A 23,590-nucleotide genomic window follows, 5' to 3' on the forward strand; every position below is an offset into this window, starting at 1 on the left:
GTGAAGCAGGAAGCCCGAACCGAGGGTTAGGGAGAGGGCAAGGCTCTTCCGTAGGAGCGGCTTCAGCCGCGAAATTCGCGGATAAATCCACTCCTACCCGAGCCTAGCCCCTCTCACAAATTCCCGCCCCTCCTCCTCCGGGTCGAGGGGCAACGGTCAGCCAGCAACCCACCGCCTGCTGACCAGTGGTACCCGTTTACCCTTGCGCGCATCACGCAACGGAACATAATTCAAATTATCTGTATATCCATACAGGCCGGTTCATTGACCGGCCCTCACGCAGGAGCCAAGCCATGCTGAGCTGGGATGAATTCGACAAGGAAGACGGCGCAGAAGCCGCCGCCGCAAGCAAAGCCAGCGCACAAAGCGCCGGCACCAACTTCGACAAGCTCGACAGCGAAGCTGCCGGCTCGGTCGAGCAGGCTCGCGCCGTCGACGCCAACGACTCCGACGCCGTCGCCCGCGCCAAGAAAGCCCTGAACGACCTCGACATCCAGGAAGGCCTGGACGACCTCGAAGGCGCCTCCGCGCGCGTACAGGTCGGCGACAAGCAGATGATCAACGCCCGCGCCGACCTCAACCAGCTCGTCCCCTTCAAGTACGACTGGGCCTGGCAGAAGTATCTGGATGGTTGCGCCAACCACTGGATGCCGCAGGAAGTGAACATGAACGCCGACATCGCGCTGTGGAAGAGCACCGACGGTCTCTCCGAAGACGAGCGCCGCATCGTCATGCGCAACCTCGGTTTCTTCTCCACCGCCGACAGCCTGGTGGCCAACAACCTGGTACTGGCCGTGTACCGCCTGATCACCAACCCCGAGTGCCGCCAGTACATCCTGCGCCAGGCCTTCGAGGAAGCGATCCACACCCACGCCTACCAGTACTGCATCGAATCGCTGGGCATGGATGAAGGCGAGATCTTCAACATGTACCACGAGATCCCGAGCGTCGCGAAGAAGGCCTCCTGGGGCCTGAAGTACACCCGCTCGATCTCCGATCCGCAGTTCCAGACCGGCACCCCGGAAACCGACCGCCAGTTCCTGCGCAACCTGATCGCCTACTACTGCGTACTGGAAGGCATCTTCTTCTACTGCGGCTTCACCCAGATCCTCTCCATGGGTCGTCGCAACAAGATGACCGGCACCGCCGAGCAGTTCCAGTACATCCTGCGTGACGAGTCCATGCACCTGAACTTCGGCATCGACGTGATCAACCAGATCAAGATCGAGAACCCGCACCTGTGGGATGCCCAGATGAAGGACGAAGCGACCCAGATGATCCTGCAGGGCACTCAACTGGAAATCGAATACGCCCGCGACACCATGCCGCGCGGCGTACTGGGCATGAACGCCGCGATGATGGAGGACTACCTCAAATTCATCGCCAACCGCCGCCTGACCCAGATCGGCCTGAAGGAAGAGTACCCAGGTACCACCAACCCCTTCCCGTGGATGAGCGAGATCATGGACCTGAAGAAGGAGAAGAACTTCTTCGAAACCCGAGTGATCGAGTATCAGACTGGTGGGGCGTTGAGCTGGGATTGATCATCAACCATCCAGATGCCGCTGCCAAATTGCGAGGCTAAGAACATAGCTATCTGGCAGTGGCTGACTTGCTACTTTTTGCAGTCTTATTAGATCGGAAATTAATTTATGGACGACAAGGAGGTCGACTATCTGTCATACGGGGGCAGCCATGAAAGAAAACTTAGGTATTGTCGTTGCTATAGTAATTGGCATCATGTTTGTTGCGGCAGTTATTGCCTTAGTTTTTCTAGTGAAAGACAAGGCAGCAGTTCGAGCAACAATGGATCTTGAGTCAGGAAAAGCAGAAGTAACAGTCGCCGTTGATCATTCCAACGCTCCCGTGCAGTAAAAATTGATCAATATCACCCTCCGTATGAGAATGTAAAACTCGACGCTTCAGCGTCCGCCTCGAGACGATATAAAGCGGCTCAGGTTTACTACTGCACCGAAGCGTGAGAGTTCAGACTGGAGGGCATTGAACAGGGATTGGTTCTACATCCCCAAAAGCATATGACCGCTGACCTATACCTCGGCCACGCGCCTATTAGATAAACCCAAGAGGAATAGTAGTGAACTAGAAAGAGCATCCTCTGACTGCGGCAGCAATTTCATGTGCGTCTACCGCGGCTTTCTTTCTAACCTTCGTCACGCCCATACTCGAAAAACACAATACAAATACAATTACCGACTTAGAACAGAATCTAAGGAACATGACAGAAAAGGTGACAGATTTATTTTCTACGTCACCCTCTTCTACTGGTTTCGCCCTTACGGCGAGTTACTTTCTCTTTGCTCGCGCGAAAGAGAAAGTAACCAAAGAGAAAGCGCGCCCGGCATCCGGGTTTCGCTGCGCGAAACTCCCCTCACTCCGGCGCTGTTCCGAGGGTCGTCGCGAAGGGCCATCCCTGGCCCATCACTCCTCGTTTGGCATCCATGCCAAACGCCCCTCTCCGCAGCACCTCCACTCGGCCTCCTGACGGGATTCGGGGATCGCGGTGCCTGAGCGTTTTGTGGAAGGCAGAACAGCAAGCAAAAGCAGAGCTTAAAGCCAGAGCATTGCGGCCGAACCGCAATGCTCTGGCTTTGTTTCTAAGACACAAATCTCACAGACGATGCCAAACGCCCCGTCAGGAGGCCGAGTGGGATCGTTGTGAAACGAAGCGCAGCGAAGTAACAGCCGCAGGCTGGCCCGGAGGGCCAGCGAAGCGAGTCAAGGGGTTGAGCGGCATGGATGCCGCGAGAGCCGCGATGGGCCAGGGATGGCCCTTCGCGGCGTGCCCCTGGAACGACGATGAAGCGAGGGAACCCGACGAAGTCGGGCCGGATGGTAGGGGCAAAAACCTTTTGCTTACTTTTGGCGGGGCCGGCCATCCGGGCGTTTGCCAAAAGTGAGCCGCTGTAAGAGCGGAACCGGTATGAAGGACCTAACATAAGCGGCGGATTCACGCGAACCAAGCGAGCAGCCCGGACAACCGCTGATGGCGGGTAATAAAAGCATCATCCCTACAGATTGCTCCGCCCGCGTTTTGCGGAGCAGACCCAGCAACACCGCAACAGATGCAATACGCTGTCCCAACTCCGCAGCAATAACCCCCAGGAAAAATGACGCATGGAAGTCCGTTTACTGTCCCAGTCGGAGTTCGGCAACGTCCAGTTCTACAGGATCATCACCCTTCTCTTCCTGCTGCTCATGGCCGGCATCACCCTGAAGGGCCTGGCAAACGATGAATTCGCCCTGCTCTCGCCTCTGCCCTGCGTCATGCTGATCATCTTGGGCCGCTTCATCGTGGAATGGCGCCGGATCGCCAAAAGCCAACCTGCCTTCATCCACGCGGACGAACTGGTGCTGTGCAGCGAGGACGGCAACCGCCGGATTCCCCTGGCGAAAATCAGCTCGACCAAGGCCAGCCACAGCCTTTTCATGGTGCGCCGCTACCGCTCCTGGTCGGAGCACGTGGCATTTCTCGAACTGACCCTGAATAGCGGCGAGCGCCTGTACACCCTCGCCGAAAGTGCCGTCTTCGAAATGCCTCCGGCCAAGGACACGGTGAAGGCAATCGAGGCGGCGATCCTCGGCGCCAAGATGAAGGACATCACCCAGCGCCAGCTGGACGTTAGCTAAGGTTGATCGCCCACGCCCCGCAGGGGAATTCCCACGGTCGTGCCCCACTTCCCTTCCCCCGCACAAACCAGGCGCTATCATGCGCGGCCCATTGCTGACCTAGGGAGAGGTCTAATGAACGTCCATCGCATCCTGCTGCTTGGCGCGCTGATACTGCTTGGCGCCTGCAAGGAAGAACGCCTGGTTCTGCACTTCGAGCAACCTGTTGCCAGTGGCTGGGGGCTCGACTCGCAATACCAGCAAGCAATTCTGGATGGCCTGCAAAACGCCGGTATCGACAGCAGCCAGGCGACGCTCGACACACACGACAATGGCAAGGCGGTAGCCGTCTCATTCCCCGAAGACGCGCTGAGCCAGCAACAGCAGACAAGCCTGACCACCTACTTCAACGATCTGCTCAAGGCACGTGCCGAGGCGCAACAGGTGCGTTTGCGCATCAAGCAGCAGGAGCCCGAAGTGGTAAAGGGTGATCCATTTGCCGACACGATCCGGATGCTGCAGGCAAAGGCCAACACGATGCGCCCGCAATTCACCAGCCGCATCGAGTACTTCGACACGCCACGACTGATGTACCAGGAGCGCGAAGCGCCAGGTGTCCGCCTGTACCAGTCCAGCCCGGTGCACTGCCAGGTCACCCTGGGCCTGGAGAAGCCGCTGCCGCAAATCCACTACCAGTTGAACGCCCCCGGCGAGAGTGGCAGCGTCGACATGCTCAACCCGTTTCTGGCGACACAGAGCTTCCGTCTGCCTTCGTCGGTGAGTATCGGCAACAGCGACCTCGATAAGGCCGTTGCCGAAGGCCATTACCGCTACAAGCTGATCACCAGCGCCAATGCCCGTGCCAACCAGGCCGATGAACTGGTGTTCTTCTTCGGTGAACTAGGTTTGATCGACCACAGAGGCGGCCTTACCACCACCGATCTTGGCAAGTTCGAGGCGAACTGCCTGAAGCGGATCATGGCTGCCGGGCGACCATTCACCTTTCATTACGGCAACTCGCTGGATCGACTCGTAGCGGTGGATTATCGCTTCGGCGAAGCGGCCATTGATTGATCGTCGAAGCTGCAGTCGGCTGCCAGCGAGTAGCCCGGACAACCGCTGACGGTGGATGAAAAAAGCGTCATCCACCCTACGGGTCGCCGACATACCGTGTAGGGTGGACAACGCGAAGCTTGTCCACCATGGTTTAGATACAGCCACCGCTCAAGGACGAGCCGCAATGCCCAATTACCGGCGCGCCCGCGTTGCTGGCGCCACCTACTTCTTCACCGTCAACCTGCGCGATCGCACCAGCGATCTGCTGATCCGCGAAATCGACTTGCTGCGCGAGACTGTGCGCGCCACCAAAACCCGTCACCCCTTCCATATCGATGCCTGGGTGGTGCTGCCCGAGCACATGCATTGCCTGTGGACACTCCCGCCTAGCGACGCAGATTTTGCCCTGCGCTGGAAGGTCATCAAGTTCGCTTTCAGCAAACGCCTACCCGCCACCGAAATGCTAAGCGTCAACCAACAGAACAGGCGTGAGCGTGGTATTTGGCAAAGGCGCTACTGGGAACATCTGATCCGTGACGAACGCGATTACCAGCGCCACTTCGATTACATCCACTACAACCCGCTTAAACACGGCCATGTGGCACGGTTGGCGGATTGGCCCTATTCGAGCTTCCATCGGGCAGTGGCGGAAGGTATTTACCCAGCAGATTGGTGTGGTGTGCCGGAGCAGGTCGAGGGTGGTTATGGTGAGTGAGCTACCCGATGGTGGATGAAAAAAAGCGTCATCCACCCTACTGACTTTTACCTTTCTTCTTGGCAATCGCCTTCATCCTTGCTGCGGCCTTCTGCACGGTGGCCATCTTCTCGGGGCGTTTCATGCCCCGCCATTTGCGGATTTCCTCGCGCGTGCGTCCACAGCTGACGCACAGCTCGCCGTTGAGCTGGCACAGCGACACGCAGGGGTTCTCAATGTCCTTGGCCACGCTTGCCCCTTGCCGGTCGTTCGACCGAGAACGCTACGTGGTCGGCGATGCGGGATACGCTGATACCCACCTCGTCGAAAGCCGCCAGGGTCAGCGCCAGCATTCTCGCCTTGTCGGCACTGGCGAGTGCCCGCGCCTTGTTCGCCTCGGTGTCGAACACCCAGGTTACGACAAGGCTCTGCGGAAACTGCTCGTAGTCCACATCATGGGTCAGCCATTGGAAGCCGACGACTTCGCTTTTCGCCGTTTCACAGGCCAGGGTCAGCGCGCGGATCAGCTCGCGCTCGATGCCTGAGTATCTTCGTTTCGGCGATGGCATATGGGTCTTCCGGATCTGTGTTCGATGCCCCGCCATGTTACCCGAGACGCTATAGGCCAGGACGCTGCGATGGCGTTCATGACGCAGAGCGTGGGAACGAGCAAAGCGTCCAATCGCCACTGCAGACACCCGACCGCCAGCGCTGTGAAAATCCGCCCTAACCCTTAAAATCTGCCGCCAAACAGACCGCAGGCGGAATGCCCACCGCTCCCTTCTCATCGATCCGTACAGGCCCTGTAGAACATGGCGTTCGACGCCCCGACCATGCTGACTCTCACCATCGCCCTCGCCGTGGCCGCTGCGCTGTACCTGGCGGTTGAGTGGCGCAACGTGCGGGAGTCGCCCTTGCTGTTCTGGAGTGCGGGCTTCGCGACCATCGCCATCGGCTCGACCCTTGCCCTGTTGCGCGGCAGCGGCCTGATCCTGATTGGCATCTGGTTCGCCAATGGCCTGCTGATCACCGCCCACTGGCTGTTTTTACTGGGTGTGGCCCGCTTCACCGAAGCGCGCTTCTCGCGGGCCTGGTACCTGATTTTCGTCGCCTGGCTGGCGATGCTGCTCCTGCCGGAGGGGCCGCTGTGGTCCAGGGTCATGCTGTTCACCAACTCGATGTTGGTCGCCCTGGTCACCCTCAAGGCCAGCGCCCTGCTGCGTCCTCACGGCAGGTCATTGAGCGTGGGCGCCGTGCAGTTGCGCTATGTGTTGCTGATGCACGGCCTGTTCTATGCGGCCAAGGCAATGACCGCAGTGATTCCCGGCGCGCTGATCGACCTCAACGCCTTTCGTGGCCTGATCATCCAGATTTCGTTGGTGGAAGGTGCCATGGCGCTGATGCTGATTGCCCTGTCGATGACCGGCACCGTGCGTTGGCGCCGCGAAAAACGCATCGAGCGCCTGGCCGCTCGCGATCCGCTGACCGCGCTGTACAACCGCCGCGCGCTGGAGGCGAGAGCCGGCAACCTGCTGAAGGAAACTTCGCCCACCCGCCTTGGCGCACTACTGCTGATCGACATCGACAACTTCAAGCAGGTCAACGATCTCCACGGCCACCTTGCGGGGGATCGTTTGCTGATCGCCCTCGGCGAGATGCTCCGCGCGCTGCTGCCGGAACGTGCGCTGACGGCTCGCCTGGGCGGAGACGAGTTCGTCATCCTGCTGGGCGATGCGTCGAACGAGCGTGTCGTGGCCTTGAGCGATGCGCTGCGCCAACGCTTCAACCCGATGGCAGCGCAAACATTCGACACTCCCGAGGCCGTCACCCTGAGCATCGGCGCCATGCTGTTCGATCGACCACCGGCCAGCCTGGCGGCGTTGATCGAGCAAGGCGACACCGCGCTGTATCAGTCCAAGCGCGGCGGCCGCAACAGCACGCGGGTGGATGACCGGACGGAGGCGAATCGCGGCCGAGCGGATAGAGGCACACCGTAGCGCCGATCTGCTGGCATTCCCGATCAAGGTCGAGATCGGGTTCGCGGCGCCATCGCCTACGAAACGTCATGGACGCAGCCGGCGGGTTACAATCCCCGGCCACGCCCTTGCCCTGCGGAGCCTCCTGATGTTCACCCTTTCTCACCTCAGCAGCCCTCCGCCCGAGTCACTGAAGAGCCAGGTGCAGCAGATGGTGGTGGACTACTTCGCCGACGTCAGCGCGGTACCGCTGCTGCCGAGCAACCCGCTGTATCAGCTTTACCAGTACGTGATCGGCTATGAGCTGCATCTGCACCTGCAGTCCATGAACGGCGACGTCGAAGGCCCCGTGCAGTTGCTACTGGCGCTGGACGATGAAGACCCGGCCCGTGTACTCGGGTTTGCCCTGTACCTGCCCAGCCCGGACGATGCTGCCGCCTGCACCCTCGCCTATATGGCGGTGCACAGCGAGCATCGCGCTCAGGGCATCGGCCGGGCGCTGCTGCAACGCGTGCTGGAGCGACGCCCGCACCTGGAGCTGGCCTGCACGGCAGACAAGGTACCGCTGTTCGAGGCCCTGGGTTTGCAGGTGCTGGCAGCCCAGGGTGCGCAGGTGGTGATGAACAGCCGCGACTATCGCTCCAGCGGCATGTTCGCCGTCGCTGACCTGGCGCCCGTGTTCGCCTCCACGGAGGTCCGGCAAATTCACGCCTACCTGCTCAAGCAGCACGGCCAGCGCGCCATGCAACAGGCGGAAAAGCAGCGCGACCAGCACCTCGACACGCTCGCCCTGCAGGCTCAGCAACTGGTCGACGAGCGCCTGCCTTCACGCGCGCTGCATTGAAGCGATGCCCACGCCAGGCGTGGGGGCTTCACGAAATGCCGAGCGCCGTCACCTGCGGCGGTCAGCCAACTACGCCCATGCACACGCGCGGTTGGCGGACGTTCAACGCCCGCCAACGCTGATAGAGCGTTACGACAGGGGGCTCTCGCCCGATCAGAACGAGTAGCTGGCACTGACCACAAGGTTACGCGGTTCGCCCAGCTGGATCTGCCCGGCGCTGGTGGCAGAGCTGTAGTAGGTACGGTCAGTGATGTTGTTCAGCGCCGCGCGCACATCCCAGTCCTTGTGACGGTAGCCGGCCAGGGCGTCCCAGGTACCATAGCCAGGCAGTACGGTGGTGTTCTGGTTGTCGGCAAAGCGCTCGCCCACCAAGGTCACACCGGTTTCGGCGTACCAGCCCAGCTCAGGCTTCCAGGTGACGAACAGGCTGCCATTGCGCTTGGCAACGTTGCTGACGCGGTTGCCTTCCAGGCCGTTGTTGTCCTTGACGATGCTGGCGTCCTGCAAACCGATGCCGCCGCGCAGGTACCAGTTGCCGACCAGTCGGCCGGTTGCGGTCAGCTCGATACCACGCGAGCGCTGCAGGCCGGTGAGGATGGTCAGGGTCGGGTCGTTCGGGTCGCTGGTACGGCGGTTGTAGAGTTCCAGCTCGTATACGGCTAGGGTGGTGCTCAGGCGCTCGTCCAGCCAGTCGCTCTTGACGCCGACTTCCTTCTGCCGGGTCTGTTCGGGCTCGAGTTCGTTGCCATTGCCCGAGGCGCCCGGGGTGATACCGATCAGACCACCGCCGACCGGGGAGAAGGTCTTGCTCCAGGAGGCGTAGAAGGAGTGATGCTGCAGCGGCGTCCAGACGATACCGGCGCGGGGGCTGAGGCCGTAGCTGTTGCGATCTTCCTTGAGGTTGCGCAGCTTGTTGGTGGTGGCCACCTCGAACTCGTCGTAACGCAAGCCGGCCAACAGTTGCCATTGGTCATTCAGGCGCAGTTGATCCTGCACGTAGATGCCACGGCTTTCGACTTCGGTGTGGTTGTTGCTGGAGAGGGTCATGGCGCCCCGGTGACTCTGGCTGCGATCCGGCTTGTACAGGTCGAGCGCGGGTACGGCCTGGCCGCCCTGATTAACGGCGAGCGCGCTGTAGAGCTTCGGGTCACGACGCTGGCTACCCATTTCCACACCGCTCAGCAGACGATGCTCTAAGCCGAAGGTGTCGACGGTGCCTTCGGCCTCCAGGTTGTTGAACAGGTTGCGGGTGCGCAGGTCCTGCTGCCAACGTTGCCGGGTCACGCGCTGGGTAGCAGCGTTGAAGCCAGTCAGGTAGGTGTTGTCAAAGTCGCTGTCGAGTTTGAAGAGGCTGGCGGTATGACGCAGTTGCCAGTTGTCATTCAATTCGTAGGTGAGCCTGGAGCGCAGTGTTTGCGTGGTGTCGTCGATGAAATCGCGGTCATCGCCATAGGTGGTGTCGCGCTTGACGTCCGCCGGGCGCCCGCCAACGCCGGGGATACCACGATCCGGGGTGCGGTCGAAGCGGCTGTATTCATACTGCACCAGCCAGTTCAGCTCAGGCGTCAGCTGCCAGCTCATGGACGGCGCGAACAGTTGACGATGGCTGGAGACGCCGCCACGGAAGCTGTTGCTGTCTTCATTGCCCATGTTCAGGCGCAGACTGATGGTGTCGGAGGGGTCGGCGCTGAGGTCGGCATACAGGCTGCGCAGGTCTTCGCTGCCGCCCTGTGCCTCGAGCGTGGAGCGACGGCCAGCTTCGGGCGCCTTGCTGATGCGGTTGACGATACCGCCCTGGCTGCCACGCCCATAGAGCACGGCTGCCGGCCCCTTGAGCACTTCGATGCGCTCGATGTTGTGCAGGTCGCGCACATACTGGCTGTCGTCACGCACGCCATCCAGGTAAAAGTCGTTGCTGGCATCGAAGCCACGGATGCGCAGGCTGTCGAAACGGGTATCCGCCCCGCTGCTGACGTTGGGCAGGCCGCTGAGCGCCTTGCCCAGATCATTGGTGCCATAGTTCAGCACGTTGCTCGTCTTCAGTGTATCGATGGCCTGCGGCACGTAACGCACCGGCGTGGCAGTGCGCGTGGCGGTGCTGACCTCCTTGACGCGGGGGTTATCGGCTTCCTCGTCGGCCTCGCCATAGACCACGATCTCAGGCAGGTTGGCCGTCGCGGCGCAAGCAAAGCCGGTTGTCAGTAGAACGGAAAAGCCCAGCGAAATGGAGGTTAGTCGCGAAAGGGAGAACATCTCAGCACGCATCCAGACAAAGGTGATTTATTAACGGGCGCGCATGATAATGTTTTTCATTTGATACATAGAAGTATTTATTCCTTACTTCAAGCCTGCTGAATCTTGAATGGCTCACCTCAGATGAAAGGAAACCAGTAGCAGCCCGCACTACGTGATGAAGAGCTGTCGTGCACGTTGCGAGCGGTCTGCAACGCAGCCGCTTTGCCCGAGAATAAAGGTATGCAGGGCTATTCTGTCCGGTGTCCTGCTCTGCCGCCCTTCTCCAACAGCGAGCCACAGGACCCGCCTCGGCTGTTCAGTAGTTGCAGCCTCACGTAGCAAGAAACCCGCACGCCAGCGCCAACGCTAGATGAAAACAGCCGCGCTCTTCCCCACGACGATAAGGTCGCGAACCGCAGCACTCGCGGCGCTTCTGGGCAGGTCTGCAGCAAAAACCACGTCCACCATCGACACAGCGTCTGGCTGTGCACCATTTCGAGGCAGCCTTCCTCCAGCAGCAACAGGATGCCCACAGCGGCACGTCGAGGACACACGGATGAAAGATTCAGCGCGCGGTTTGCTGCTCGTTACCAGCGGCATCACCCTACTCAGCTTCGATGGTCTGCTGGTGCGCCTGGCGCAGGCCGATGGCTGGAGCATCGTGTTCTGGCGCGGTCTGCTGATGTTCCTGGCGCTCGGCGTGTTCTCGCTGTCAGCCAGAAGCCGTGCCAGCGTCCGTGCGCAACCGCTCCTCAGCGCCTGTTCGGCCCTGCTGCTGGCGTTGATCTCGATCTTCTTCGTGCTGGCGGTGATCCATACCCAGGTCGCCAATGTGGTGGTCATTCTGTGCACCGCGCCGTTGTTCGCCGCGCTGTTCACCCGCTTCTTTCTCGGCGAGCAGGTGGCCCTGCGCACCTGGCTGGCGATCGGCGTGGCGGCATTGGGCATCATGCTGGTATTCGCCGGCGCGTTTAACGCGACCGACCTGGCCGGCAACGGCTACGCGCTGCTGTCATCGGCGGCGGTGGGCGCCAACCTGACGCTACTGCGCCGCCACCCTAAGCTGGAACGCATGCCGCTGATCGCCCTCGGCGGGCTGGCGGCGGCACTGATCGCCTGGCCCAACGCTCAGCCCTTCGCCCTGGGCGCTTCGAGCTATTGGGCGCTGGCCATCATGGGCCTGGTGCAGATGCCGCTGGCGACCTTGCTGATCAACAACGCGACCCGTTATCTGCCCTCTGCCGAAGTCGCGCTGTTCTACCTGCTGGAAAGCGTGCTGGGTACGCTCTGGGTCTGGTACTTCCTGCAGGAGACGCCGGCCAATGCGACGCTCTACGGTGGCGCGCTGGTAATCGCCACCCTGGCGGTGCATGCCGGCATGACGCTTCGCGTACGCCCGGCGCTGCCGGCTTGAATTTGCCCAGCCCTGGCTGACCGGCGCGGCGGATACCAACCGCCAGGTGCCGCCGACATTTCAATTGACACTCGCAGGCGCAGTTGAGGAACAATGCACGGCAGCGCTCGCCTGGCGGCACCTGCATAGCCGCGCGAGCAACAGCCCCAGCAGCAACATCATCCGCTTCACTGCCGCGAACAAGGACGTCCGATGCGCATCCTCCCCCTCCTTATCCTGCTTCTGTGCCAGGCCGCCCATGCCGGGGAAATCGTCAACGACGTCAGCGGCATGAACCCCATCGAGGTCGCGCAGGTGCTGGCGCCTACCGAATTGGAGCAGATCGTCGAGGCGGTGCGCGGGCATGCCGGGCCCATCGCCATTGGCGGCGGTCGCTACAGCATGGGCGGGCAGATCGCTACCGAGCAGGCCCTGCAACTGGACATGCGCCGTTTCAACCAGGTGCTGGAGTTTTCCGCAGAGCGCCGGGAGATTCGTGTGCAGGCCGGCATCACCTGGCGCGAAGTGCTGGAGTACATCGACCCACACGGTCTGTCGCCGCAGATCATGCAGTCCTACGCCAACTTCACCGTAGGCGGCGCGCTCAGCGTCAATGCCCACGGCCGTTACGTCGGCCAGGGGCCGCTGGTGCTCGGCGTGCGTTCGTTGCGTCTGGTGTTGGCCGACGGCCAGGTGGTGGACGCCAGCCCGACGCACAACAGCGAGTTCTTCTACGGTGCCATTGGCGGTTACGGCGGGCTGGGCGTCATCGTCGAAGCCACCCTGCCGCTGGTGGAGAACAGCAAGCTGATGCGTCAGACGCAAGTCATGCCGCTCAGTGACTATGCGCAGTTCTTCGCCAGCCAGGTCATCGACAACCCGGACATGGTGATGCACAACGGCATTCTCTACACCGACGACTACAACAGCGTTCGCGCCGTGTCCTACCTGCGTACGGACGCACCGCTGACCGTGACGGAAGGCCTGGTGCCGCTGGACCGCGACTACAAGGCTATGCGCGCCGCATTGGCAGTAGCCAGCAGCAATGGCGGCGCCAAGGTGCGTGAAAGCCTGGTCGACCCGCTACTGCTCAAACGACCGCAGGTGCAGTGGCGCAACCATGAAGCCAGCCTGGATGTGCGCGAGCTGCAGCCCATTTCCGGCCCCGACTACAGCTACGTGCTGCAGGAGTATTTCGTCCCGCAAGCCCAGTTGGAGCAGTTCGTAGCAGGAATGAAGGAGGTGCTCCAGGAGCACAAGGTCAAGGTCGCCAATATCTCCATCCGCCATGCCAAGGCCGACCCGGGTACGCTGCTGGCCTGGGCTCGCGAAGACACCTTCGCGCTGGTGATCTATTACCGCCAGGGCGTCTCGCCCAGCGAGCGCGATGCCGTCGCCGAATGGACCCGGCAACTGATCGACCTCGCCATCGCCCACCAGGGCAGCTACTACCTGCCGTATCAAATCCACGCCAACCGTGAGCAGTTCCTCGCCGCCTATCCGCGCGCCGAAGCGTTCTTCGCGCTGAAAAAACGCGTCGACCCAAGCAACAAATTCCGCAACAAGCTGTGGGACGCCTACTATCGCAGGCCAGCTCCATAGCGAGTAACCGCCGCAGTAGATGCTGGACGAGACGATCCATCCTGGCTGCCGCTCCCGCGCATCATCAGAAGCACTCGCCACCGCTCTGCCACGGCCAAAGCCCCACGCGCGCATCAACGAAGCCGATGTGATGGGCCGTACCGGTCAGCCAAAGGACGAATCAAAGCCTGCCAAGCCAGTACTGCGGACGCCGACGGTGATGGGCAACGGCCAGAATCTGGAAGCCGTCAGGTTTTGGCCGGTAGATGATCGATAGCGGAAAACGCTGAAGGGGAACGCTGCGAATATCTGGCTCAAGTTCAACCCGCCAGGCCTTGGGCGACTCACCAATCAATGTAGCCAAGGCCTGAAACTCGTTGATCAATACCCCACCCAATCCAGGAACCTTCGATTCGTAATAACCGACTGACTCCAGAAACTCGGCTTCCGCTGCCGGGTGGAAAAAATACTTCATCGAATCAGGGCTCTGGCCTTCTTCATCACCTCGTCACCCGGCACTGCCTGAATCGAGCCGCTATCGAGCTCTTGCGCACGCCTCTGTGCTTCAAGCAACCAGTCTGAACGCAGTTCGTCTTCCGCAGGGGTATCCAGACTCAAGACCAGACGCTGGATCAGCTGTGCCCGCTCCTTCTTGGAAAGATGCAGGGCTTCATCCTCGATCTTCTGCAGATTCATGGCTTCACCTCTCGCTTGTGTACCGGCAAATCTTGGCACGGATGCTTAGCGGGAGCCATGGCTGTGGCCCCTTAACTTTCGTCACACCGAACACATCCCACCCGGCACCGTCAGGATCCATTCCCGCAAGGCCTGGATACTCGGGTCATTGCGCCGACTTTCCGGGTACACCAGAAAGAACGGCTTGCCTTCCAGCTCGGGTCCGAAGGGCTGCACCAATCGCCCTGCCTTCAACTCGTCTTCAATCAGTTGCCGACTCATCAGCGCCACGCCCTGGGCGCCGACGGCGGCCGAGACGGCGTGGGTCTCGTCGGAAAACACCAGCCCGGCGCCGACGTCCAGTCCCTCCACCTGAGCCTGCTTCTGCCAGAAGGCCCAATCCATGGGCGAGGAAATCGCCGCCTGGTTGCGAAAGTGGATCAGCGAATGCCTGGGCAAGTCGGCCACATCGTGCAGTTCCAGCAGCGGGCTGCAGGCGGGCACGAAGGTGTTGTCGAAGAGTTTTTCCGCCACCAGCCCGGGCCAGCGGCCATCGCCGTAGCGAATGGCGATATCGGCGGTGACACCGTCGAGCGCCACCGGTTCGTGCGAGGCATGAATGCGCAGGTCGATGTCCGGGTGGGAATCGCGCAGCAGGCAGACCCAGGACAGCAGCCAGCGCACCGCCACCGCGGGCGTGGTGCTGAGGGTGACGGCATGCCGGCGCGGTGCGGCGCTGAGCCGCTCGACCGCAGCGCCGATGCTGTCGAAGGCGCTTTCCAGCACCTGCTGCAGCTCGCGCCCGGCCATGGTCAGTTCCAGCTGACGAGGCTTGCGGACGAACAGCGCAAGGCCGAGGGATTCCTCCAGCGCACGGATCTGGTGGCTGATCGCCGTGGCAGTGACGGAAAGTTCCTCCGCGGCCTGCTTGGCGCTCTCATGACGAGCCGCCGCCTCGAAGGCGCGCAAGGCGGAAAGCGGCGGTAGTTTGCGCCGGCTCATAGCTGAGTTTTCCTCATCCATTTCAGAAAATATTGATCGTTTGTCGTCTCATACAGGCGAACTTAGCCTGTCCCTGCAGCTTTTCACAGATGAATAGAAATTCAAGCAGGAGACTCACCATGACCAAGATTCTGCATATCGACGCCAGCGCCCGCCCCGGCCTGGCCGGCAAGGACCAGCACGGCTCGCACAGCCGCAACCTCAGCCACCGTTTCATCAGCCAGTGGCAGGCGCGCCGCCCACAGGACGTCGTCACCTACCGCGACATCGGCCAGAACCCGCCGTCGATCATCAGCCATGACTGGATAGCGTCGTCATTCACCCCCGAGCCGAAGCGCGAGGCCTGGATGCGCGACACGCTGGCCGAAAGTGATCGCCTGGTGGACGAATTGATCGCAGCGGATGTGCTGGTGATCGGCACGCCGCTGTACAACTTCGGCATGCCGGCAGCGCTCAAGGCGTGGATCGACCAAGTGGTACGCCCCGGTCGCACCGTGGAGATGGACGAGAGCAACCCGCTCGACCCCTACGTGCCCAAGCTGGCCGACCGACCGCGCCATGTGGTGATTCTTACGGCACGCGGCGGTGTCGGCTTCGATGCCGGTGGCGAGATGGCGCACATGAACCATCTGGAGCCGAATCTGATCACCGCACTCGGTTTCATCGGCCTCACCCGCGTGCACCAGATCGCCATCGAAGGTCAGGAAGTCGGCGGCGAATTGCTCGCAGAGTCAGTCAGGCAGGGGCTGAACAAGGTCGATGCGCTGGTGGCCGAACTGCAACGCTCCGTGCAGGCCGAACGCGTCGCACAGCCGGCGTGACCACGTGAGGGCTTAGCGTGGATGGCCGCGGCGCCGTCTGCGCTAAACCCTTCGGCGCAGGCTTCGCCCTTCGATGCTGTGCAGCGCCTTGCGCGCAGTGTCGATGAACGGCAGCACGATCAGGCTGTACAGGCTCTGGTAGCGATGCGCATCGCGTTCGGCCGTGCCGAAGCTGAGCGGCTCCGGGGTGTCCGTGGTGGTGTAGAGCGTGCCGAACATCCAGTCCCAGATCGACAGATTGGTGCCGAAGTTCTTGTGGAAGTGACGCGGGGCATCGCTGTGGTGGATCTGATGCTGCGCCGGACTGTTGAGCAGGTGTTCCAACCTGGGCCCGAAGGAGAGCCAGATGTGCGTATGGCGCAGATTGGCCGCCAGGCAGTTGAAGATGAACACCAGGTAGGTCACGCCAAACAGCGTGTAGCGACTGATCTCGCCCCCGCACAGGTACCAGAACGTCCCGGAGTAGGCGCCCAGCAGCACCAGCGTAAGCAAGCTGTCGGCGAGTTTTTCCACGACATGCACTCGGCTGGCGGTAAGCGGCACCAGCACGGGTGCGACGTGGTGAACCTTGTGGAACTCCCAAAGCCAGCGTGAGTGGAAGGCGCGGTGCGTCCAGTAGCTGGCGAAATCGTTGATCAGGAACACGCCCAGGCCATAGAGCAGGCTCAGGCCGAGATTTTCACCCAGTTGCGGCCGCGCGCCCCAGAGGTTGGTGAAGAAGGCCATGTAGTCGGCCGAATGCAACACGTAGGGATCAACCAGGCCGATCACCGGAACGATCAGCAGCACGCGCAGCAGAGCGCGGATGAAGTAGTAGCGGTAGTCGAGCAGCGCCGAAGGATGCAGCAGCACCTGGCGCCCACCGATGAACTGCCAGAACGATGCAATGCCGCTGCTCACGCGACGCCGGCGGTAAAGCAGGTAGGCCACGCTGTAGGAAAGCAGGATGAAGACCAGGCCGATACGCCCATTCAGGTCGAAAAGCCCCTGAAACTGCCTGGCCAGAACGGCCAGCAGCTCAGTCAACGGAGTGGCTGCCAGCGACAGCTCTTGCATCACTCCAACCTCCCCAGGCAAAAGTGGCGGAATGATAAGCAAGAATGATGTTTTAGCAAATGAGAATAGTTACCCCCGGCATCTGCCGTGCGGCCCGGCCACTTGCCGTTCAGCGCTTGCTGCAGGCGAATAGCGCATTGCCGGAGTTGCCATCCCACGGGACCAGCCGCTGATAGTCGTGCTCCAGCACCTGCATCTCGAAATACGGCGCCAGCAGGGCCTGCAATTCGGCGAAGCTCACCGCCACCATCGGGTGCTCGTCGTGCCAGATCTCGCTCTGCTCACCCAGGGTGCGCTCGATGCGCAGGCGCAGTGCCTGCTGCTCGCCTTCGCCGCGGTAGTACCAGCCGGAGCTGAAACGAAACTGCCCTTCGGCATGCAAAGCACTATGGGAAACGAACGAGGCGTTGTCGATGCGCTGCTTGTCCACGGCGTTGAAGCAGAACACCCCGCCCGGCGCCAGGGCGGCGTGCACGCTGGCGATGCAGGCCTTGAGCCGTTCGATGCTGGCGCTGTAATGGATGGAGTAGAGAAAGCAGGTGATCAGATCCAGCGGCTCGTCGACCTGGAAGCTGCACATGTCCTGCCGGGAAAAGCGCGCCTCGGGGCAGCGCTGGGCGGCGCGGTCGAGCATCGGCTGGTTGATGTCCAGCCCGCTGCTGGCGTAGCCGGCATTGAGGAAATGGCGCACATGCGGGCCGGTGCCGCAGGCCAGGTCGAGGTGGCGTTTGCCGCCATTGCCGAACAGCTGCTGCAGGCGCTGCACGCAGTGGCTCTGCGCGGCGTAGTCGATGTCCGCGCACATCAGGTCGTAATAGCCCGACAGGTCGGTATAGAGAGCGTTGCCGGACATGATGACCCGCCAGGGGAGCCGAGGGGCGCGCATCATATCCCAAGCGCAGCCGCGCGCCGATAGGGAAAATATCACCGCGCTACTCGCTTTTTTGCACAGGCTACGACCCCGCTAAACTCCTGACGTTTGCAGCCGAAACAATGACGTCAACACTCAGCGAGATGGCCCACATGTTCAATGGACGACTGAAGCAGGAGTTGCAGGCACTGCGTGAGGACCTCTCTTCCGTGGAGCAGGTGCGCGCCAGCCTGGAAGAGGAAATGCTGGTGTTGATCCTCGACCCGCAAGGTCGCATCGAGCGCGCCAACGACAATTTCCTCGGTGAGATGGGCTATACGCCGCAGCGCCTGCAAGGTCAGTCCCTGCTGGCAATGATTCCCGAGCATGTGCGCAGTCTCGACTTCCACCACCGCGTGCGCCAGGCGCTGGAGCGTGGCGAGCACCTTGCCGGGGTGATCCGCCTGCTGCGCGGCAATGGCGAGGAAGCCTGGCTGCGCTCGATCCTGCAGCCGGTGCGTGATAGCGGCGGGCGTATTCGCTACTTTTCCATCCATGCCAGCGACCTGACCCGCACCATCGAGACCTCGCGCGAGCATGAAAACCTGATCAAGGCCTTGCAGCGCTCCACCGCGGTGATCGAATTCAATCTGAACGGTGAAGTGCTGACCGCCAACCAGCGCTTTCTCGATTCCATGGGCTATAGCCTGGCGCAGATCCAGGGCAAGCATCACCGCATATTCTGCGACCCGAGCGAATACAACTCCCTCGAGTACCAACGGTTCTGGGAGCAATTGCGCCGAGGCGAATTCGTCGTCAACCGCTTTCGCCGCCTGGATAGCCACGGCCGCGACGTGTGGCTGGAGGCCTCCTACAACCCCATCACCGACGCCCACGACCAGCTGTACAAGGTGGTCAAGTTCGCCACGGTGATCACCGATCAGGTGCAGCGCGAGGAGGCCGTGGCCCAGGCCGCCGGCATTGCGTTCGAGACCTCCAAGGGCACCGACGAAAGCGCGCGCAACGGCGCCTCGGTGGTACAGCAGATGCTCGACGCCATGACCGAACTGGCCACGCGCATGCAGGAAGCCGCACAAGGTATCGAGGCGCTGGACAAGCAATCCCAGCTCATCGGCTCCATCGTCAAGAACATCAGCAGCATCGCCGACCAGACCAACCTGCTGGCGCTGAACGCGGCCATCGAGGCGGCGCGTGCCGGTGACCAGGGGCGCGGCTTCGCGGTGGTAGCCGATGAGGTTCGGCAGTTGGCCTCCCGAACCAGCGCAGCAACGGTGGAAATCACCTCGGTGGTCAGTCAGAACCAGCAATTGGCCGAGCGCGCGGTAGAGATCATTGACCGCGGCAAGAGCCAGGCCGAGCTGGGCCTCGAACTGTCGGGCCAGGCTGGCCAGGTCATCGAGGAAATCCAGGATGGCGCGCGGCGCGTGGTCAAGGCGGTAGAGATTTTCGCTACGCAGTTGTGATCTCACGATACCGCCGCTTAGTCATCACACAACCTGATCCTCCATGAAACCCTGAATGGCCCGATCCAAAGCCAATTCACGAATATCCTGAACGAGTTGGGTGACAGGGTTTCCAATGTCGTCATACATCGTATAAGTTTCCTGAGTCGCATCCACTATCAACAAGAACAACAAGGAAACCTCCCAATGAATGACGAACAACGCCCCGTCGGCTCACGCCGCCAATTTCTCAAGCAATCGCTGGTCTGCTCCGCTGCCGCCGCCGGCGCTGCCTCTCTGCTGCCGCAACTGGCCAACGCCACGCAACCCCTCGATCTGCGTTACCCGTCCGGCGCGGTGAAGGCGCTGGATGACAGCTTCCTGCAATTACGCCTGTTCAACGCCAGCGTGGAAAAACTTGCCGACGGCATCCGCTGGGCCGAAGGTCCGGTGTGGTTCGGTGACGGTCGCTACCTGCTGGTTAGCGACATTCCCAACAACCGCATCATGCGCTGGGACGAAATCAGCCAGTCGCTGGCCGTCTATCGCCAGCCGTCGAACTATGCCAATGGCCTGGTACGCGACCGCCAGGGCCGGCTGATCGCTTGCGAAGGCTCGACCACCCAGGACGTTGGCCGACGCATCACCCGCACCGAACACGACGGCAGCATCACCGTGCTGGCCGACACCTTCGAGGGCAAACGCTTCAACTCGCCGAACGACCTGGTGGTCAAGCGCGACGGCTCGGTCTGGTTCACCGACCCGCCCTTCCAGACCGGTAACTTCTACGAGGGTTACAAGATCGAGCCGGAGCTGCCCCATGGCGTCTACCGCATCGACGGCGAGACGCAGCAGGTCACCCGTGTGATCGACGATCTGGCCGGCCCCAACGGCCTGTGCTTCTCGCCGGACGAGAAGACCCTGTACATCGTCGAGGGTCGCGCCAAGCCGCATCGCCTGGTATGGGCATATCAGGTGAACGACGACGGCAGCCTCGGTCAACGCCGCAAACACATCGAAGCCACCGACACCGGCGCGCTGGATGGCATCAAGTGCGACGAGTTTGGCAACCTGTGGTGCGGCTGGGGCAGCAACGGCTCGGCCGACAGCGACCCGGAAAAACTCGATGGCGTGCGCGTGTTCAACCCGCAGGGCAAGGCCATCGGCCATATCAGCCTGCCGGAGCGCTGCGCCAACCTGTGCTTTGGCGGCGAGAAAGGCAATCGCCTGTTCATGGCCAGCAGCCATGGCATCTATTCGCTGTTCATCAACGCACGCGGTGCCACCTTCGTCCAGTGACGACTGCGCCACGGCCGATCCGGCCGTGGCCTGCTTCCCCTTCCAGACGGCTTTGAACACTCTATTTCGCGCGTTTCAGCAAGCATCAGCGGCATCGATGTTCACCATCATGCCAATGAAGTTCTCTGAAAAAATCCAATGCGTAACATCTGCTCCAGACCCGACCACAACCCTGCTGGAGCACGACACAATGAAACGCCAACTCATCCTCAGCTTCGCTTTCTCCGTACTGGCAGCCAACGTATTCGCCGCTTCTTCCGCCCAACCCATCGTTGCCGAAGGTGGTTCCGATCGCCTGATCGAGAGCCGCATCGCCGAAGGTGGTTCCGACCGTCTGATCCAGAACCGCGTCGCCGAAGGTGGCTCCGATCGCCTGATTCAGAACCGCATCGCCGAAGGTGGTTCCGACCGTCTGATCGAGAGCCGCATCGCCGAAGGCGGCTCTGATCGCCTGATCGAAAGCCGCATCGCCGAAGGTGGCTCCGATCGCCTAATCCAGAACCGCGTCGCCGAAGGTGGCTCCGATCGTCTGATCCAGAACCGCGTCGCCGAGGGTGGCTCCGATCGCCTGATCCAGAATCGCGTCGCCGAGGGTGGTTCCGATCGCCTGATCCAGAACCGCACTGCCTGATCCACTTCCACCACTGATCGAGAACGTCGTATGACTCGATGGCAAGCGCAGCCCCGCAAGGCCGGCCTGATAAGCCGGCCTTGTTCTTTACGGCCCTGAAGGTCCCGCACGCACAGCGCGAATGAATAGCCCCGTGTCGCGCCCCGGCAACCGACCGCTGCGCCCCCGCTCTATGGTAAAGGCCCTTTCTGACCGACACCGGAGCGCCACATGGCCAACAAACCGATCACCGTACTGCGCGATACCCAGCCGATGCCCGTCGTCGATGCCTGCAAGTGGGAGCGCATCGAAGGTGACCCGCACACCGTCAACCTCAACGCCTACACCTCCGACGATGGCAGCAAGATCATGGGAACCTGGATCTGCACGCCCGGCAAATGGCGCGTGGAGTACGTGAAGTGGGAGTACTGCCACTTCCAAGAAGGCTACTGCATCATCACCCCGGACGGCATGGAGCCGATTCACCTCAAGGCTGGCGATATCTTCGTGGTCGAGCCCGGCATGAAGGGCACCTGGGAAGTGGTCGAGACCGTACGCAAGTACTTCGTTTTCGCCTGATCGCTGCACCTCAGTACGGTGCGCGCCGACATGGCGCCCACCAACTCGTCCGCCATTGAGTACGAGCAATACCGCCCCTCCCAGGCATTCAGCCCTGCCTCATCCGCCAGCATCGAGCTCTTCGAGCCGAGCATGCCCGGCCATCATGCAAACGACAGATATTTCGGGCACCCAATGGCCGATTGCGGGTCTTTAGAGATCGGGATGCATGCGAGAGGGCAGGATGAGGCGATCATTATGGGGCACGGCAATTTGCATCGGCCTGCTGCTGGCGGGGTTGCCGCTGGCCTACAGGTTCTGGCCGGCCGCCGTACCACCGGCGGCACTGGTCGGGGAAGTCGCCGGGGCATTCGAGTTGGTCGATCATCAGGGCCGACTCCTTGACCAGAACAGTTTTGCCGAACGCTGGCTCCTGCTGTCCTTTGGCTTCACCCATTGCCCGGACGTATGCCCGACCACCCTGGCCACGGTCGCCAAGACGCTGGACAAGCTCGGGCCACGCAGCCAACACGTGCAACCCCTGTTCATCACCCTAGACCCGGAACGCGACAGCCCGCAGCTTCTGCAGCGCTATACGGGTTTCTTCGACCCGCGCATTCTCGGCCTGAGCGGTAGCGTCGGGCAGGTCATGCAGGCCGCCGACGCCTATGGGGTATATGTGTCGCGGCGCGAGGGCAGCGGTACCTACCTGCTCGATCACACCACCAGCCTCTACCTGGTGGCTCCTGACGGACGCCTGGTTGAACTGTTCGCACAGAACGTCACGCCCGAGCACCTGGCAAGCAGTATCGGTGACTACCTCGATGCGGACTGAAAGCGCCGAAACATCACCTAACTGGCCCCTGTACCTGGGCCTGCTGGTACTGGCGGTGCTCTGGCTGGGCCCGTTGCCTGCCATGAGCCGCACGGCGTTCTCGCTGCACATGATGCTGCACCTGGGCGTCGTGGCGCTCGCTGCCCCGCTGCTGGCCATCGGCCTTGCGCGCGCCGGGCTGTGCCTCGACCGCTACGCCAGCGCGACCTGGCTGAGCCTGGCCTTCCTCGCCGAGTTGCTGGTGGTATGGGGTTGGCATCTGCCGGCGCTGCATGAAGCCGCCGCGCTGCACACTTCCCTTTTCGTCCTGCAGCAGGTCAGCTTCCTTGCCGTTGGCCTGGCCATCTGGTTACTGGGTTTCGCCAGGCGCTCACAGCAGGGGCTGGTGCTGACGCTGTGCGGCTTTTTCCTGACGTTCGCCCATATGACCATGCTGGGTCTGGTGCTGATCATGGCGCCCCAGCTCATCTATCCTCCCGAGCTTTGCCTGGGCGCTTTCGGCCTGCAGGCCCTGGACGATCAGCGCCTGGGCGGCATGCTGATGGCGGGCTGGAGTGCGGTGGTCTATCTCGGCGCCACGCTGGCGCTGGCAGGTCGCTTGCTCAGGGATGACGAGCCCCTGATCGCCGACGAGCAAGGGCCCGCCCGTTAGTGACGCCTGCAGGCCGCCATCATGTCTTTCACGGCGAGCGTACGGTCAGGCTCACCAGTTTGAGCACGATCGGCCGCACCAGCATCACACAGACGAACGCCACCGGCATCGCCAGGCTGTAGGCGCTCAGCACCGCCTGCACGTAACCCTCGCCGATACCGCGGTTTGCAGCGGTAATTACCAGCGACATGAGCATGGCCATGATGCCCGACATGAAAAAGGCAAAGGCCACGGGCATGGCGCGCGCAGGCAGTTTCCAATTGCGCGTGACGCCTGGCGCGAGTTCGAGATCGGACATATTGGTTTCTCTGGTCGATGAAAGTGCAGCGCACTCTAACGACGAAGGCGATTGCGACGGTAGAG

At 61.7% G+C, this 23,590-nt stretch carries 25 protein-coding genes; 16 read left to right on the forward strand and 9 right to left on the reverse strand.

Annotated features, from left to right (window positions below):
- The first annotated feature begins 293 nt into the window (after positions 1-293).
- The 5 genes from P3C50_RS09065 (at position 294) to P3C50_RS09085 (ending at position 5,398) form a co-directional block, all read left to right on the forward strand.
- Positions 294-1,544, forward strand: a complete 1,251-nt coding sequence (locus tag P3C50_RS09065) for a ribonucleotide-diphosphate reductase subunit beta (RefSeq protein WP_275545749.1) — start codon at positions 294-296, stop codon at positions 1,542-1,544.
- Between the two features lie 151 nt (positions 1,545-1,695).
- Positions 1,696-1,875 (forward strand): hypothetical protein, encoded by a 180-nt coding sequence (locus tag P3C50_RS09070; RefSeq protein WP_275545750.1) that lies wholly within the window; start codon positions 1,696-1,698, stop codon positions 1,873-1,875.
- Between the two features lie 1,260 nt (positions 1,876-3,135).
- The gene (locus tag P3C50_RS09075) at positions 3,136-3,648 is read left to right on the forward strand and encodes a hypothetical protein (RefSeq protein WP_209450212.1); all 513 of its coding nucleotides are present in this window, start codon (positions 3,136-3,138) and stop codon (positions 3,646-3,648) included.
- A gap of 114 nt (positions 3,649-3,762) precedes the next feature.
- Positions 3,763-4,701: a hypothetical protein gene (locus tag P3C50_RS09080; protein WP_275545751.1), complete on the forward strand. Its 939-nt coding sequence runs from the start codon at positions 3,763-3,765 to the stop codon at positions 4,699-4,701.
- A gap of 166 nt (positions 4,702-4,867) precedes the next feature.
- Positions 4,868-5,398: an REP-associated tyrosine transposase gene (locus P3C50_RS09085; RefSeq protein ID WP_275545752.1), complete on the forward strand. Its 531-nt coding sequence runs from the start codon at positions 4,868-4,870 to the stop codon at positions 5,396-5,398.
- A 37-nt stretch (positions 5,399-5,435) separates the two neighbouring features.
- Here P3C50_RS09085 and P3C50_RS09090 read toward each other — a convergent pair whose 3' ends face one another.
- Positions 5,436-5,627: a DUF1289 domain-containing protein gene (locus tag P3C50_RS09090; protein WP_275545753.1), complete on the reverse strand. Its 192-nt coding sequence runs from the start codon at positions 5,625-5,627 to the stop codon at positions 5,436-5,438.
- On the reverse strand, positions 5,611-5,946 hold the full coding sequence (locus tag P3C50_RS09095; RefSeq protein ID WP_275545754.1) for a hypothetical protein: 336 nt from the start codon (positions 5,944-5,946) through the stop codon (positions 5,611-5,613). The genes P3C50_RS09090 and P3C50_RS09095 overlap by 17 nt, the downstream gene beginning before the upstream one ends.
- Before the next feature lie 243 nt (positions 5,947-6,189).
- On the opposite strand from P3C50_RS09095, the gene P3C50_RS09100 reads away from it, so the two are divergent.
- Positions 6,190-7,374, forward strand: coding sequence for a GGDEF domain-containing protein (locus tag P3C50_RS09100; protein WP_275545755.1), 1,185 nt, complete (start codon positions 6,190-6,192; stop codon positions 7,372-7,374).
- 127 nt (positions 7,375-7,501) lie between these two features.
- On the forward strand, positions 7,502-8,197 hold the full coding sequence (locus tag P3C50_RS09105; protein ID WP_275545756.1) for a GNAT family N-acetyltransferase: 696 nt from the start codon (positions 7,502-7,504) through the stop codon (positions 8,195-8,197).
- 153 nt (positions 8,198-8,350) lie between these two features.
- Here the strand turns inward: P3C50_RS09105 and P3C50_RS09110 are convergent, their stop codons facing one another.
- Positions 8,351-10,450 carry a TonB-dependent receptor gene (locus tag P3C50_RS09110; protein ID WP_275545757.1) on the reverse strand — a complete coding sequence of 700 codons (2,100 nt, stop codon included), beginning with the start codon at positions 10,448-10,450 and terminating at the stop codon, positions 8,351-8,353.
- Between the two features lie 538 nt (positions 10,451-10,988).
- Between P3C50_RS09110 and P3C50_RS09115 the strand changes: the two genes are divergently transcribed.
- Positions 10,989-11,846: a DMT family transporter gene (locus P3C50_RS09115; RefSeq protein WP_275545758.1), complete on the forward strand. Its 858-nt coding sequence runs from the start codon at positions 10,989-10,991 to the stop codon at positions 11,844-11,846.
- A gap of 192 nt (positions 11,847-12,038) precedes the next feature.
- Complete coding sequence (locus tag P3C50_RS09120; protein WP_275545759.1) at positions 12,039-13,427, forward strand: FAD-binding oxidoreductase; 1,389 nt, start codon at positions 12,039-12,041, stop codon at positions 13,425-13,427.
- Positions 13,428-13,587: 160 nt separating this feature from the next.
- Here P3C50_RS09120 and P3C50_RS09125 read toward each other — a convergent pair whose 3' ends face one another.
- From P3C50_RS09125 to gcvA, 3 genes are all read right to left on the reverse strand, one after another.
- Positions 13,588-13,881, reverse strand: coding sequence for a type II toxin-antitoxin system RelE/ParE family toxin (locus tag P3C50_RS09125; RefSeq protein ID WP_275545760.1), 294 nt, complete (start codon positions 13,879-13,881; stop codon positions 13,588-13,590).
- Positions 13,878-14,102, reverse strand: coding sequence for an addiction module protein (locus tag P3C50_RS09130; protein ID WP_275545761.1), 225 nt, complete (start codon positions 14,100-14,102; stop codon positions 13,878-13,880). Before P3C50_RS09130 ends, P3C50_RS09125 begins: the two co-directional genes overlap by 4 nt.
- Before the next feature lie 81 nt (positions 14,103-14,183).
- Entirely contained in the window at positions 14,184-15,083 is a 900-nt protein-coding gene (gcvA, locus tag P3C50_RS09135) for a transcriptional regulator GcvA (RefSeq protein ID WP_275545762.1), read from the reverse strand.
- 119 nt (positions 15,084-15,202) lie between these two features.
- On the opposite strand from gcvA, the gene P3C50_RS09140 reads away from it, so the two are divergent.
- Entirely contained in the window at positions 15,203-15,904 is a 702-nt protein-coding gene (locus P3C50_RS09140) for an FMN-dependent NADH-azoreductase (RefSeq protein WP_275545763.1), read from the forward strand.
- A 42-nt stretch (positions 15,905-15,946) separates the two neighbouring features.
- Here P3C50_RS09140 and P3C50_RS09145 read toward each other — a convergent pair whose 3' ends face one another.
- Both P3C50_RS09145 and P3C50_RS09150 read right to left on the reverse strand, forming a co-directional pair.
- The gene (locus P3C50_RS09145; protein ID WP_275545764.1) at positions 15,947-16,960 is read right to left on the reverse strand and encodes a sterol desaturase family protein; all 1,014 of its coding nucleotides are present in this window, start codon (positions 16,958-16,960) and stop codon (positions 15,947-15,949) included.
- A gap of 109 nt (positions 16,961-17,069) precedes the next feature.
- Positions 17,070-17,813 carry a class I SAM-dependent DNA methyltransferase gene (locus P3C50_RS09150; protein WP_275545765.1) on the reverse strand — a complete coding sequence of 248 codons (744 nt, stop codon included), beginning with the start codon at positions 17,811-17,813 and terminating at the stop codon, positions 17,070-17,072.
- A 170-nt stretch (positions 17,814-17,983) separates the two neighbouring features.
- On the opposite strand from P3C50_RS09150, the gene P3C50_RS09155 reads away from it, so the two are divergent.
- The 6 genes from P3C50_RS09155 to P3C50_RS09180 all read left to right on the forward strand — a co-directional run bounded on the left by P3C50_RS09155 (position 17,984) and on the right by P3C50_RS09180 (position 23,227).
- Positions 17,984-19,294, forward strand: a complete 1,311-nt coding sequence (locus P3C50_RS09155; RefSeq protein WP_275545766.1) for a methyl-accepting chemotaxis protein — start codon at positions 17,984-17,986, stop codon at positions 19,292-19,294.
- 186 nt (positions 19,295-19,480) lie between these two features.
- Positions 19,481-20,572 (forward strand): SMP-30/gluconolactonase/LRE family protein, encoded by a 1,092-nt coding sequence (locus tag P3C50_RS09160; protein WP_275545767.1) that lies wholly within the window; start codon positions 19,481-19,483, stop codon positions 20,570-20,572.
- Between the two features lie 190 nt (positions 20,573-20,762).
- A complete protein-coding gene (locus P3C50_RS09165; protein ID WP_275545768.1) occupies positions 20,763-21,203 on the forward strand; it encodes a phage infection protein in 441 nt (146 codons plus the stop codon).
- 210 nt (positions 21,204-21,413) lie between these two features.
- Positions 21,414-21,761: a cupin domain-containing protein gene (locus tag P3C50_RS09170; protein ID WP_013716543.1), complete on the forward strand. Its 348-nt coding sequence runs from the start codon at positions 21,414-21,416 to the stop codon at positions 21,759-21,761.
- Between the two features lie 223 nt (positions 21,762-21,984).
- Positions 21,985-22,575, forward strand: coding sequence for an SCO family protein (locus P3C50_RS09175; RefSeq protein ID WP_275545769.1), 591 nt, complete (start codon positions 21,985-21,987; stop codon positions 22,573-22,575).
- A complete protein-coding gene (locus P3C50_RS09180; protein WP_275545770.1) occupies positions 22,565-23,227 on the forward strand; it encodes a cytochrome c oxidase assembly protein in 663 nt (220 codons plus the stop codon). The genes P3C50_RS09175 and P3C50_RS09180 overlap by 11 nt, the downstream gene beginning before the upstream one ends.
- A 28-nt stretch (positions 23,228-23,255) precedes the next feature.
- On the opposite strand, the gene P3C50_RS09185 is transcribed toward P3C50_RS09180, so the two are convergent.
- The gene (locus P3C50_RS09185) at positions 23,256-23,525 is read right to left on the reverse strand and encodes a DUF2798 domain-containing protein (RefSeq protein ID WP_275545771.1); all 270 of its coding nucleotides are present in this window, start codon (positions 23,523-23,525) and stop codon (positions 23,256-23,258) included.
- Positions 23,526-23,590 lie beyond the last annotated feature (65 nt).

Origin of the sequence: Pseudomonas sp. Marseille-Q0931 (assembly GCF_940789645.1) — a bacterium.
In the GTDB taxonomy this organism is placed as follows: domain Bacteria; phylum Pseudomonadota; class Gammaproteobacteria; order Pseudomonadales; family Pseudomonadaceae; genus Aquipseudomonas.